The 13,161-nt window shown below is 41.6% G+C and carries 11 protein-coding genes; 10 read left to right on the plus strand and 1 reads right to left on the minus strand.

Annotated elements, in window-relative coordinates; translation table 11 throughout:
- The first annotated feature begins 38 nt into the window (after positions 1-38).
- From ACYQ3Q_RS13125 to ACYQ3Q_RS13150, 6 genes are all read left to right on the plus strand, one after another.
- A complete protein-coding gene (locus tag ACYQ3Q_RS13125) occupies positions 39-1,493 on the plus strand; it encodes a UbiD family decarboxylase (RefSeq protein ID WP_459928985.1) in 1,455 nt (484 codons plus the stop codon).
- A gap of 3 nt (positions 1,494-1,496) precedes the next feature.
- On the plus strand, positions 1,497-2,192 hold the full coding sequence (locus ACYQ3Q_RS13130; protein WP_459928986.1) for an FAD-binding protein: 696 nt from the start codon (positions 1,497-1,499) through the stop codon (positions 2,190-2,192).
- A 179-nt stretch (positions 2,193-2,371) separates the two neighbouring features.
- A complete protein-coding gene (locus ACYQ3Q_RS13135; protein ID WP_459928987.1) occupies positions 2,372-3,841 on the plus strand; it encodes a helix-turn-helix domain-containing protein in 1,470 nt (489 codons plus the stop codon).
- Between the two features lie 121 nt (positions 3,842-3,962).
- Positions 3,963-6,272, plus strand: a complete 2,310-nt coding sequence (locus ACYQ3Q_RS13140) for a xanthine dehydrogenase family protein molybdopterin-binding subunit (RefSeq protein ID WP_459928988.1) — start codon at positions 3,963-3,965, stop codon at positions 6,270-6,272.
- Between the two features lies 1 nt (position 6,273).
- Entirely contained in the window at positions 6,274-7,257 is a 984-nt protein-coding gene (locus tag ACYQ3Q_RS13145) for an FAD binding domain-containing protein (RefSeq protein ID WP_459928989.1), read from the plus strand.
- An 11-nt stretch (positions 7,258-7,268) separates the two neighbouring features.
- On the plus strand, positions 7,269-7,742 hold the full coding sequence (locus ACYQ3Q_RS13150) for a (2Fe-2S)-binding protein (protein WP_459928990.1): 474 nt from the start codon (positions 7,269-7,271) through the stop codon (positions 7,740-7,742).
- A 277-nt stretch (positions 7,743-8,019) separates the two neighbouring features.
- On the opposite strand, the gene ACYQ3Q_RS13155 is transcribed toward ACYQ3Q_RS13150, so the two are convergent.
- Complete coding sequence (locus tag ACYQ3Q_RS13155) at positions 8,020-9,264, minus strand: IS110 family RNA-guided transposase (protein WP_459928991.1); 1,245 nt, start codon at positions 9,262-9,264, stop codon at positions 8,020-8,022.
- A 273-nt stretch (positions 9,265-9,537) separates the two neighbouring features.
- Here ACYQ3Q_RS13155 and ACYQ3Q_RS13160 point away from each other — a divergent pair, with 273 nt between their 5' ends.
- The 4 genes from ACYQ3Q_RS13160 to ACYQ3Q_RS13175 all read left to right on the plus strand — a co-directional run bounded on the left by ACYQ3Q_RS13160 (position 9,538) and on the right by ACYQ3Q_RS13175 (position 13,131).
- Positions 9,538-9,861 (plus strand): M14 family metallopeptidase, encoded by a 324-nt coding sequence (locus ACYQ3Q_RS13160; protein ID WP_459928992.1) that lies wholly within the window; start codon positions 9,538-9,540, stop codon positions 9,859-9,861.
- A gap of 214 nt (positions 9,862-10,075) precedes the next feature.
- On the plus strand, positions 10,076-11,506 hold the full coding sequence (locus ACYQ3Q_RS13165) for a UbiD family decarboxylase (RefSeq protein ID WP_459928993.1): 1,431 nt from the start codon (positions 10,076-10,078) through the stop codon (positions 11,504-11,506).
- A 105-nt stretch (positions 11,507-11,611) separates the two neighbouring features.
- The gene (locus ACYQ3Q_RS13170; RefSeq protein ID WP_459928994.1) at positions 11,612-12,298 is read left to right on the plus strand and encodes a class II aldolase/adducin family protein; all 687 of its coding nucleotides are present in this window, start codon (positions 11,612-11,614) and stop codon (positions 12,296-12,298) included.
- 236 nt (positions 12,299-12,534) lie between these two features.
- Complete coding sequence (locus tag ACYQ3Q_RS13175) at positions 12,535-13,131, plus strand: UbiX family flavin prenyltransferase (protein WP_459928995.1); 597 nt, start codon at positions 12,535-12,537, stop codon at positions 13,129-13,131.
- The last annotated feature ends 30 nt before the right edge of the window (positions 13,132-13,161 follow it).

Consider the following 13,161-nt stretch of genomic DNA (forward strand, 5'->3'; position numbering starts at 1 on the left):
TATTAAATTTAGTAATTATCTTGGAGAGGAGTTTTAAAATGAGTGAAGTTATTCAGGGCGAGATAGTTTATAACGACCTAAGGGAATGGATTGAGGAAACTAAAAAGCTAGGTGAACTAAAGGTTGTGGAAGGAGCGAGCTGGGAGCAAGATATTGGTATGGCCACAGAAATGTTGCATCATACTTCGCCTTCTCCAGCAGTTGTTTTTGACAAAATACCTGGTGTCGAGCAAGGTTATCGAGTAATAACTAATACATTTGGTGACAAACGTATGAACATGAGTTTTGGACTTTCAACGGAACTGACAAAAGTTGAAGTTAGTGCTGCTTTGAATGAAAAGATGAAGAACAATGTTCCTATTCCCTATAAGGTAGTTGAAAGTGGACCGGTCATGGAAAATGTGTTAATGGGTGACGATATCAATATCCTGAAATTTCCTACCCCTCTTTGGCATGAACATGATGGTGGGCGTTATATCGGTACCGGAAGTTACGACATAACGATTGATCCAGACGAGAACTGGGTTAATTTGGGAACTTATAGAGTTATGGTGCACGATGAAAAACATTTAGCCTTCTATATTTCACCTGGAAAACATGGTCGTATTCACCGAGATAAATTTTTTGCACGCAACGAGCCTTGTCCTGTAGCCGTTGTTGTAGGGGGAGATCCACTTCTTTATTTAATGGCCTGTAACGAGGTGCCCTATGGGATTAGCGAATATGATATTGCCGGAGGGTTACGTGGTAAGCCGTACGAAGTAATCGAGGGTAAAATTACGGGTCTACCAATTCCCGCTAATGCTGAAATTGTATTTGAAGGCTATGCCTATCCAGGTGTAGAAAAGATGGAAGGACCTTTTGGGGAATGGACCGGCTATTATGCAAGTGGAGAGAGGGCAGAGCCAATCATCGAGGTCAAAGCGATTTACCATAGAAACAATCCGATTATTATTGGTAGTCCGCCAAATCGTCCACCTGATGAGTTAGTACGGTATCGGTCCATTGTACGTTCTGGGCTTTTGAAAGAGGAATTAGAAAAAGCTGGTGTGCCTGATGTGAAGGCTGCTTGGTGTCACGAAGTCGGCGGAGTTAGGATGTTCGTCGCTGTTTCAATTAAGCAACGCTATCCAGGGCATGCCCGTCAAGCCGGTCACATTGCGGCTATGTGCCATGTGGGAGCTTATGCCGGAAAGTATGTGGTGATCGTCGATGAGGATATAGACCCATCTGATCTTGAGGCTGTGATTTGGGCCATGTCAACTCGTTCTGATCCTGTGGAATCAATTGACCTAATTTCGCGGGCTTGGAGTACGCCACTTGACCCTCGAGTTTCTCCAGAGAAAAAGGCGAGAGGAAATCATACAAATTCCCGAGCGGTCATTGATGCTACAAGGCCTTGGGAATGGAAGGACGAGTTCCCTAGGGTTAACTATCCGAGCCCTGAGCTTGCTAAGTTAGCACGTGAGAAGTTTGGTTATTTATTAAAATAGCGAATGACATCATTGAAACAGGCTGTTCAATTAGTGATCTTGATTCGGTATATACAGCGGTACAGTCAAGTCATAGCGAAGCAGAGTCTCTTCAAGCGTATGGGCATGCATTTTGTTCGTTTAAATGATGGAAGTCTCGACATTTATCAAGGTTCAGGGCATTCCACCCCCCATGGAATAACCTTTGATGAAAAAGCAAACGGTATTAATGTTGTGGCAGTACTAGGTAAGGAAGCCTGGAAAAAAGGTGTTATGCTCATTGAAGATGTAATGATTGTTGAACTTTATGTTGAAATGGGTATTGTGCTGGGAGCATTAGGTATCGACCACCTAAACCAGACTCACACTTTCATGGCCAAGTCAGTTATTCTTGCTGCCGGTGGAGCTAACGGGCTTTATCCCAATGTTACACCTAGAATCGCTCATAAAATGTACCGCACTACTGGGGACGGTTACGCACTTGCTTTACGAGCAGGCTTGTCACTCATTGATATGGAGTTTGCAAATTTTCGGGATACTCCACCCCATGGACGGTTGGGTGGGACTTTAGTAAATTCTCTAGGCGAATCAGTTATGGATAAGTATGCTCCAGAAAAGGGCGCCAGCGCACCCAGGGGAAAGATTGTAGAAGCTATCTATCTAGAGATGCGCGCAGGTAACGGTCCTCTTGTGATAGAAATGAAGGGTGTTGAGGAGTAGTTTAACATCCGGACGTTTTTAGAGTAAGTCCACAATGACAGGAATTTTATGGAGTTTAAGTTAGGAATAGAGTGTTAAATTCGATTAGGTCTCTTTGGTTTATTACCCTCATTATTACATGGCGAAAGTGAAAAGTTCCATACTAATCTTTATCCGTGTGTTTTATGGAGGAGACCATTATGACAAAAGACAATAAAAAGAGTCAGTGTACCTACTATCCTTATGGCTATCCAGTAGATTTTGAATATCGTTTACGAAAGTATTTATTTGCGGGAAAATCTGAACTTATTGACGTTGCCGTTTCCGATACCTTTAATGAACTAGTTATCCTCTCAAATAGTAATATGCCCTTGCTTAGGTCGTGGCTAATTAATGCGATCGCTGTTATTTATCATAAGTCTTGGCAACTTGGAACACCTTTAAGAACTGTATTGCCAGGTATTAATTCTCTTTTAGAAATTATTGATTTGGCGGAAAAGGAAGATAGGCCTTTTGAGATTGACCGTTTGCGGGAGCTATTTAAAGAGCATATCAGTATAGTTTGGCGATTGGTAAATCATAAGTCAGAGATAGACACGAGCACATTGTCCATTAAAGCGAAAAGGTATATTCAAGCAAATTTCCATAGAAATTTAATAATTAAAGATGTTGCAGAAGCAGTACACGTTGATGAAGCACTTTTACGTGTAATCTTGTCAAAGGAATTTGGATTAAGCTTTCATGAATATTTGATTAAGATCAAAATCAACGAGGCTAAGAAAATGCTTGTTGGTACAAAATTCTCTATAGCTGCGATAGCTCTCCAAATTGGGTTCCGTGACTCAAGTTACTTTATTAGAGTATTTAAATGTCTGGAAGGAATTACGCCGGGGCAATATGCCAAGAGAAGAAATATTGATTTTGTTAAGGTAAAGGGACTTGAGAAGATTAGCTCTGAAGGCATTGAAGCGGAGAAAGTCCCCAAAGGTAAGCTTTGGATCCAAAAAGAAAGAAACGCTTTGGTATCTTTTCTGGGCGGTGATTTTCAGACAACAGTTTCTTTATTAAATAAATTACTCGCAGAAATAAATGAGGAAGTGGAAGATTTAGACTATATTAAAGCCTATGCTCTAAAAATGATCATTGTATTTACTCGCAAAAGTATGCAAATTGGTATTCCATCTGAGGATATTCTAAATAATTTAACGATCCTGAGTAGAGAAGTACGCGTCTTAGAATCCAGCGAGCTTGTCCGTGCTTTTGTGCACCGTATTATTAAGGAACTCTTAGATCGTGTAACCCTTCATTATAATGAGTCAGCTGTTCGAGCGGTCGAAGCAGTAAAAATGCATATTCATCGTAATTATAGCCAGCCTATCCAATTAAATGATTTAGCACGTTTAGTAAACTTTAGTCCATTTTATATATGTCGCTTGTTTACAAAGCTTACAGATTTAACTATCTATAATTACATTACGTTAACTAGAATTGAGGAAGCAAAAAGATTAATTTGTACTACAGATTATACGATCGGAGAAATTGCCGAACGGGTCGGTTATCAAGATAGTTCTAATTTTATGACTCTATTTAAAAAGAAGGTAGGTCATACCCCCCGAGAATATGCGGAGCTGTCTAGAATTCAGTTTAGGTTATTGAATGAGAGGGCTTAATTAAAAAATACATGGATACATGAGTAAGCATTCATTAAATAATAGTCCATAAAATCATTGAAAACTAATCTAGTTTTCCGTCTCTGAGCGGTGGCAGGGTATAGATTAGAAGGGAGGAAGTATGCTTAATAGTACGATTGTAAACAAGCACTATGATATTGTGGGAAGTTCACCACTTCGTTCCGACGCTTGGGATAAAGTAAAGGGGAGAAGTATCTATTTAGAAGATATGAAGTTCCCTGGACTACTTTATGGTAAGGTTTTGCGAAGTAGTTATGCGCACGCCAAGATCACTGATATTGATACTTCTGAAGCTGCGAAATTGCCAGGCGTGATGGGAATAGTCACCGGAGCAGATTTGCCTTTTCTACATGGCGAATCTTGTCTGGACGAGCCTTATTTGGCTAAGGGTAAGGTCCGTTATGTAGGAGAAGCTGTGGCTGCGGTAGCGGCCATTGACGAAGTGACTGCAGAAAAGGCGTTGGCCCTAATTAAGGTTGAATATGAGGAGTTGCCTAGCTTATTTGATGCTGAAAAAGCTGCTCTGCCTGACGCGATTCTAATTCATGAAGAAGCCTACAAGCATAAACCACTGGTAAAACCAATCCCTAAGACAAATATTTGTAATCATGTTAATTTTGACATAGGGGACGTCGAACGTGGGTTTGAGGAGTCTGACTACATTTTTGAAGACAACTTTAGCACCCAAGCAGTACAACATTGCACGATAGAACCCCATGGTTCTGTTTGCCAAATAAATGATGACGATAATTTCGTACTGTGGACGAATAATGATTCACCCTATCGGGCGCGAATCGAGATTGCAAATTCTTTGCATCTTCCCTTAACAAAAGTGCGCGTGATCAGTGCGCCGTACACAGGGGGGAATTTTGGGGGCAAAGGAGGCTTAAGAGCTGAAGCCATTGTTATTGCCTTAGCTTGGAAGATAAGAAATGTCCCAATCATGGTAATGTATACCCGAGAGGAAGAATTCTGCTCGTCGTTGGTGCGTCATCCCTCGGTCACGAGGATGAAAACCGGTGTTAAAAAGGACGGGACGATTGTGGCCCGTCAGGTAACAACGTATTTAGCTACCGGGGCCTATGCCGAAAAAGGACCAAGTGTTTCTCTGTTTGGTGGAATGTCGGCAGCGGGTCCTTATAAGATTCCAAATGTAAAAATTGACGTTTACTTAATGTACACTAATACCTTGCTTGCAGGAGCTATGCGAGGTTATTCGGGTCCGCAGTTGTCTTGGGCCTATGAATCTCAAATGGATATTATTGCGGCCAAGTTAGGAATTGATCCCTTAGAAATAAGGCTTCGCCATGCCTATGAGGACGGTGATACCCATACTACCACCCGACAGATTTTACATGCCGAGGGTCTTAAAAAGTGTCTTCAAGAAGTCGCCAAGAGCATGGCCTGGGGAGAGAAACCCTTGGCTAAAGATCAAGGACGCGGTATTGCATGTATGGAGAGAGCCGTTAAAACTCCTTTCGGTTCAGCTGCCTTTGTGAAAGTTAATGAAGATGGTACGGTTGATATCTTAAGCAGTACAACAGAAGTTGGCCAAGGGTCCGAGACGATTCTTTGCCAGATTGTCGCTGAAGAATTAGGCGTCTCACTTGAGTCGGTAAGGAAGCATACCCCAGATACGGCATTTACCCCTTATGATGCATCGACTACATCCAGCCGCTCAACGTTTCATATGGGTAATGCCGTTAAGATGGCAGCAAATGATGCTCGTCAGCAAGTATTGCAGCTCGGTGCCAGCGTACTGGGTGTTGATCCTTCAAATCTCGAGATCAAACGGGGTATCGTCGTTCTCAATGGAAAGCCGGAGGTGGCTTTGCCCATTTCGACAATATTTAGCAAAACTTGCAGCTCTAGTGGGACAATTCTCGGCCGAGGATATTATATTCCGGAAATGCCAGCTGACAAAAGGGAGGATTTTTATTCTGCTTATTGTGTTTTTTGGTTACTAGGAGCCAACGGGGTTGAGGTAGAGGTAGACAGGAAAACAGGGCAGGTCAAAATTCTTAAAATTTATGCTGCGCATGACTCCGGTAAGGCCATTCACCCTGAAAATGTTGCTGACCAGATTGTCGGGGGAGTCTCAATGGGCGTCGGTTTTGCGGCCTACGAAGATTATGTCTTCAAAGATGGCCATGTCCTTAATCCATCGTTTTTGTATTATAAATTGCCTTCTGCTTTAGATATTCCAGAGATTGTACCCATCGTGGTGGAACAAGAGCACAGAGAAGGGCCTTTCGGTGCCAAAGGGGTTGGAGAAACGACCAATGTGCCAGTACCCCCTGCTCTGGCAAACGCGATTTATGATGCTGTCGGCATTCGCATCAAGAGCTTACCTATCACACCCGACAAGGTTTTGGCAGCTTTAAAGCAACAAATTGGAGGTGATACATAGTATGAAACTACCAAGGTTTGATTATCAAGCTCCTAGGTCACTCATTGAGGCCAGTGCCTTACTGGAAAAAATGAACGGCAAAGCTTTAGTCATTGCAGGAGGAACAGACTTAATTGTGCCTATGAAAGAAAGGCTAAAAGTACCGGATTGCCTAGTGGATCTGCGAGCTATATCCGGTCTTACAGCAATAAGCTATGGTGTTCAGGGAGAACTACAAATTGGAGCCCTCGTAACACTTCGTCATTTGGCTTCTGAACCAACGGTTAAAAGAAATTACCCAGCGTTGGCACGTGCAGCACTTGAAGTTGCCACTGCTCAAATCCAAGCGATGGGAACTGTTGGAGGCAACCTCTGTCAAGATTGTTTGTGTCAATACTACAATCAGTCAGTCGGATCCAAACATGGTCTAGAGCGTTGTCATAAAGCCGGTGGCGACGTTTGCCATACCGTTAAGGGAAGTAAAGAGTGCTGGGCGACCTATTGTAGTGATTTAGCCCCGGTTTTATTGGTTTTAGGAGCGCAGATAAAAGTTGTTGACTCCACAGGAGAGAAGATAATTCCTCTGAATGATTTATATACTGGCAACGGAAAGCAGCCTCAAACCCTGCGACCTGGACAACTACTGACTCAAATCATTGTTCCTTCACTAGGTCCTAAAAGCGGTAATATTTATCTTAAGTTGCGAGTGCGCAAAACGATTGATTACCCGGCTCTAGGTGTAGCGGTTAGTGTGAAACAGGCAGAAGCAGGACAGAAAGTTTCTGTTGGGTTGACGGGGGTCGATAAAAGACCACTATTGCTCGAGGAAGTCAGCCGAGAGGGCCTCTTCGGGGATGAAAAATTAGAACTTCTCGTCCAGAAAGCTTATAGTATTGCTCGCCCATTAAACAACCTGCGTGATTTTACCCCTAAATATCGCAAAGATATGGTCAAAGTTTATGTTCACTCAGCCCTGGAGCAAGCCCTTCAGCTTGCAGAATTTTAAGGAGGTTTGGAATGAATAGAGCCCTTACTCTTAAGGTTAATCAAAAAAGTTACCAAGTGACAGTTACTGCCAATCAGACATTGCTCGATGTACTAAGGGAACAACTTGGTCTGCAAGGATCAAAGAAGGGTTGCGACTCGGGAGCCTGTGGAGCTTGTACAGTAATTATAGATGGAGAACCCGCTTTAAGTTGTATGACCTTAGCTATCAGATGCGAGGGAAGGGAGATCGTAACGATCGAAGGCTTGTCTCAAAACGGAGAACTTCATCCTCTCCAAAAGTCCGCTGTCGAACATGGTGCAATCCAATGTGGCTTTTGCACACCGGGATGGTTGATGTCCGCTAAGGTACTTTTGGAGAATAACGAGACACCAACCTTGGACGAGGTACGGGAAGCCATCGCTGGTAACCTTTGCCGTTGTACAGGGTATAAAAAGATCGAGGAGTCGATTTTGTCTGTAGCCTCCAGTAAGGTGGAAATATAGACCTGTACCCTTCGCTGGACACAGAAACAAGTATTTAACTATTTTGGATATTTAGGTTAAAATAGAAGGATTTTGAAAAAATGTATAGAAATTATTTGATTACGACAAACTGATCTGCTTAAAAGGAGAATTTCGTTATAAGAAGAAAGCTTGCTAAATGAATAAGAAGGATAAAGGGAGGACAAGTCTGAAACATTTGTAGGATAACGCACATTAGTTCGAGAGCATAGCAAACAAGCCATCAAGAGATGACTTAAAATTGAATTAATATACTGAGTCAGGCTGTAGTTTTTATTCGGTATCCTTGATTTTTAGCGATCAAAATTGCTTGTTCAACCGTGATTTCGCGGTCTACTGGAAGAACATCGGATTTTTTGTATAAGTCAGCATTATAGGGTTCTTTCTTTTTAAGAATCATATAAATCGCAGTTAGTAACATGCGCGCAATTGCGATGATTGCTCGTTTGTGCCCACGACGCTTTTTGAGTTTTAAGTAGCGGTTACGGATTTCAGGATGCTTTTCACTCTTTACCACAGCAGTGGCGCATTGGACTAAAAGTGGTTTGATGTAACAACCAGCTTTTGAAATCCTAACAGACTTTTTCTTTCCGGCACTTTCGTTATTCGTAGGTGTAAGCCCTGCCCAGGAGCATAAATGCTTAGCTGTCGGGAACACGTCCATATTGACACCTATTTCGGAAACCACAGTAATGGTAGAAAAGATGTTTTTAAAGGACGGAACAGTTAAGATCAAGTTTAGTTCTTCTGCGTAGGGCACGGAAAGAGAAAGGATAATTCCCTCAAGATCTGATTTGCGCTCAGTGAGATCTTCATAGTGTCGCTTGATGATTTTAAGTTTCCCCGCTTGTTCGAGTGTGATAAACCCATCAACGGCAAGCTCAAGTTCAGGAAGTTTTTTAAACAGAGAACAATGTACAAGGGATTCTAAGTCAAACGTGGTATCCAGGGGGTTCTCAAGGATCTTGTCAATAATCTTCATAGAACTCTTGCCAAAAGTGTCCGAAAGGACATTGCCAAGTTGAATGTTGGATACCGTCAAGCAATTTTGAAGTCTGTTTTTTTCGCTGGACATAAAGTTGGTCAGCTTAGCGCGATAGCGCATCAAGTCTCTAAGCTGTCTAATGGCAAGTGGTGGCATAAAGCTACCTGCGACAAGGTCATGCTTGAACAAGTCGGCAATCCACTGAGCATCTTTATTATCCGTTTTTTTACCGCGGATCGCTTTGACGTATTTCGGGTGAGCGAGGGTAATGTTGCAAGAATCTTCAAGAATGTTGAAGATTGGAATCCAGTATTTTCCTGTAGACTCCATACAAACTTCGCTGCAGTTGTTTTCACAAAGCCATTGTGACAGCTCTTTTAGGCCTTTTGTAAAGGTAGAAAAGCGATGGCGTTTGTAACTAGTAACCCCCTTGTTGTTTGTCGTAGCAATACAGGCAACCACAAAGGTTTTGTGGACGTCAATGCCACAACAAATTTGATGGACAATTTTTAAAGCCACAGTAGAATCTCCCTTCCTAGATTTGAAGGGATAGACAGCATTGACTGATTGCCTAGCTATAAACGAGTAATGTTTATACAAAGATAAGTCTGCGTGCTCAAAGTCACACTTATTTGTGCTTGGAAAGGCAATCTACACATATAAACATGCGGTCACTCCGTGTTTGGAGTAGCCCACTCACCTCCCCGTGGTTTGTAGTTAACTGCTATCCCTACGTTTATAGGATAAATAAAATAACGCTCAAAGCCAACACGTTTCATAACGTTTTGTGCCTTGAGCGCAGCGAAAGGAATGGATATAAACATGAGCGACTGGACACAAGATGAGGTAGTTGATACCTTGTCGGAAATTATGGAAAAAGCAAGAGTAGATCTAGAGTTTCGTAAACTTTGTATAGAAGATCCTGTGAAGGCAGTTAAAATAATTAGTGGAAAAGAAATTACTGAAGGAAAGACTATAGTATTTATTGAGAATAAAGGTACTCATCAGACATTTATTTTGCCGAATTTAATTCAAGATGATTTGCAAGAGGGTAAAAACCCTAATGAATTACCCTGGTATTGTCCAGAAGTTAGAGTTGCTATGAAATGTAAATAATTTTGTGTAGCAACCCGCGACAATAAATGAATACGCCAGTTCGAAAGGGGTATCTTTACTTTAATAAAAAGAAGAGATCTATTAGAAGATAATGGATCTAGAAAAAAGTAAAGATAGAACTAAATTTTTTAAGATAAAAAAATTGAATATTTAAAAAATAACAAAATTGTGTATATTCTATTGCAGGTTGGAATCTTTTAAGGGAGGAAACTTTATGCCCTATAACGATTTACGTGAATATCTAGTGGCCCTCGAAGAAAATGGGCTGTTGCACAAGGTAAGTAAAGAGGTTGATAAAGACTGGGAAATTGCAGCAACAGCTAGGATACTCTTTCAAAAAGTTCCTGCTTCGCGTCGTCCGGCAATTATGTTTGAAAAAGTTAAAGGATCTAGTGTTCCTGTAGTAGCAGGTATTTTAGGAGCATCTCGTGCAGTATATTCATTAGCCCTTGAAACACAGATCAATAATATTAGCAAGCGTTGGACAGAAGCCCAAAATCATCCGATTAACCCTGTTTTAGTTAGTACGGGTTCGTGTAAAGAAAATATTCTTAAAGGTTCAGAGATTGACATGGGTAAATTCCCGGTACCTATCTGGACTGTAGGGGAAGATCCAGGACCTTATCTCACCGCTCCTTATGTGGTAACAAAAGATCCAGAGACCGGTGTCATTAATGTTGGAACCTACCGTGTTCAAGTCAAGGCTAAAGACCGAATTGGCTGTATGGTTAACTTTCACCAACACGCCCGAAAGCATGTTGAGAAGAACAATAGTTTGGGAAAGCCAACTCCAGTGGCGATCGTTTTAGGTACAGATCCTACAATTGGTCTTTGTTCGGTCGCAAGAATTACTTATGGTTTAAGCGAGTATGCTGTGGCGGGTGGCCTGCGTGGGCAAGCTGTAGAGGTTGTAAAGTGTGAAACCTGTGATCTAGAGGTTCCTGCATCAGCTGAAATCGTAATCGAAGGTGAAATTGAAGCAAACACTCTCAAGCATGAGGGACCATTTGGAGAATATACAGGCTATATGGGACCAGATGGTGATGCCTATGAAGTAAACATCAAGGCCATTACTTACCGAAATAATCCTATATATCAAGCGTTTATCAGTCAAATGCCTCCGAGTGAAAGCAGTTTAATTCGGAGTGTGGGACGAGAAGCTGGCTTATTTAAAGGATTAAGGGACGATTTACATTTGCCTATAACTGATCTTAGATTAAAGGAAAGCGGAGGGTCAGCTGCTTACCTAGTCATTTCTATCAGACAAGACGGATCAGCTGGACTTACAAAACAAGTTGCTTGGGGAGCGTGGGCGATTGACCCAACTCTAGGTAAGTTTACAGTAATTGTTGATGATGACATTGATATTTGGGATGATTTTGCGGTTGATTGGGCGATGTCTTTCCGTTGTCAGCCTGCTAAAGATTGCACAATTGTTGCCGATACCGCATCTGTACGCCTAGATCCCTCTACTGCGTCTGCAGAGGAACTTCAACTTACCAAAAAGAGATCTATTGGTTCCAAGATTATCATTGATGCAACAAAAAAACATAGCTATCCCCCACTCGCGATACCTCCTATTGAACATAGAGAGATGGTTTTAGCCAACCTGGAGATTTATGGATTAAATAAATTGATCAAGTAACATCCTTTATGGCTTTGGGGATGGGAATATTTGACTATATCTGTTTGACTTTATTGCTATGTGACATTTTTAGAAAGAAGTTTTTATTTTGGAGGAAGTAAGGCTGTGAATGAACAATACTTGCGAGATGAAATCGCTACTTGTATAAAACTACTTGTATATCAGGGTCTGATAGATTTTAGTGGACATGTCAGTGCCAGAATTCCAGGTACCAAAGAGATACTGATTAATTCCCGTGACCTAAGTCGAAATGCTATTAAGCCTAAGGACTTATTGAGACTTACTCTAGAAGGTTCTTTGTTGGAAGGTGAGGGTCGGCCACCTCTCGAATTAGCTCTTCATACCTCAGTATACAGGGCTCGACCAGACGTACAGGCGATAGCCCATATTCATCCTCCGAGGACCGTAGCGCTAAGTATTGTAGGGAAGCCATGCATACCTGTAATTTACCACGGGGCGATTTTCGGCGAACAGATCCCTATCTATAATGACTGTAGGCATATAAACAGTGCTGAGCGCGGAGACGCTATGGCCTTTTCCCTTGGGTTAGCGCGGGCGGTAATTATTCGTGGGCATGGTGCAACGTTAGTTGCAGACAGTATAAAGGGAGTATTCTTGGCTTCGATCTACTTAGAAGATAATGCAGATAAGCTTTGTCAAGCTTACAGTATGGGGGAACCACAATCGTTATCTCCCGAGGAGTTAGCTGAAGGCCCTCGTATATGGACAGAGCTTCAGTTTAACAAAGTGTGGAATTATTATCTTGCTAAGTGTGACCTCAAACTAGACTAGGCTGCGAATATGTTTGTTTTCCAATATTGAAAACAATCGTTTCAATATTGGGCACGAGGCTTTAGTTGTTTGATTTAAATTATGGAGCATCAACCCATTCAAGGCTGATAAGCTAACATTCAAGAAAGCATTTTAACTTTTGAGAAGAAATTAGGGTATATGGAATAAGATTTGCATTTTAGAAACATTAAACATAATCCAAGTTCATGTTGTAATCTAAACGAAGGGAGATTTTTATGAAAAAAATTATCATAGCTTTATCTGGTGCAACCGGTGCTGTCTTTGGAGTTCGACTCATTGAAGTGTTAAAGTCAATGAGTGATTATGAGGTGCATTTGATCATCAGTCCTTGGGCAGAAAAAACTATTGCTTTGGAGACAAAGTATAGTCCCCAACAAGTGAAAAAGATGGCAACATTTTGTTATGATTATCGAAATCAAGGCGCCCCGATTGCCAGCGGTTCTTTTGGTGTGGAAGGTATGGTTGTGGCCCCTTGTAGTATGAAGACTCTATCTGCTATTGCCCATGGTTATGCAGATAATTTGATTGTTCGTGCAGCTGATGTAATGCTCAAAGAAAGAAAGCGTTTGATACTTTTACCGAGGGAGACCCCACTTAATGAGATTCATTTGGAGAATATGCTCAAGATGACCCGAGCGGGTGCAATCATAGCGCCGCCAATGCCTGCTTTTTACAATCATCCTGTCACTCTAGATGATATTATTAACCATCAAACGTCCAGAATCCTTGATTTGCTCGGTGTTGATAATATTCTAACAAGACGCTGGGGAACAACACTAGTAGATATTTCAGACCAAAATGAAGCTTTGTAATAGATTAGTTGATACTCTATATTAACAACC

The sequence above is a fragment of the Desulfosporosinus burensis genome (assembly GCF_054657535.1).

Bases quoted from the DNA above. Each gene is read 5' to 3' on its own strand.
- ACYQ3Q_RS13125 (WP_459928985.1), top strand. From the start codon at position 39: ATGAGTGAAGTTATTCAGGGCGAGATAGTTTATAACGACCTAAGGGAA.
- ACYQ3Q_RS13130 (WP_459928986.1), top strand. From the start codon at position 1,497: ATGACATCATTGAAACAGGCTGTTCAATTAGTGATCTTGATTCGGTAT.
- ACYQ3Q_RS13140 (WP_459928988.1), top strand. From the start codon at position 3,963: ATGCTTAATAGTACGATTGTAAACAAGCACTATGATATTGTGGGAAGT.
- ACYQ3Q_RS13150 (WP_459928990.1), top strand. From the start codon at position 7,269: ATGAATAGAGCCCTTACTCTTAAGGTTAATCAAAAAAGTTACCAAGTG.
- ACYQ3Q_RS13135 (WP_459928987.1), top strand. From the start codon at position 2,372: ATGACAAAAGACAATAAAAAGAGTCAGTGTACCTACTATCCTTATGGC.
- ACYQ3Q_RS13165 (WP_459928993.1), top strand. From the start codon at position 10,076: ATGCCCTATAACGATTTACGTGAATATCTAGTGGCCCTCGAAGAAAAT.
- ACYQ3Q_RS13175 (WP_459928995.1), top strand. From the start codon at position 12,535: ATGAAAAAAATTATCATAGCTTTATCTGGTGCAACCGGTGCTGTCTTT.
- ACYQ3Q_RS13145 (WP_459928989.1), top strand. From the start codon at position 6,274: ATGAAACTACCAAGGTTTGATTATCAAGCTCCTAGGTCACTCATTGAG.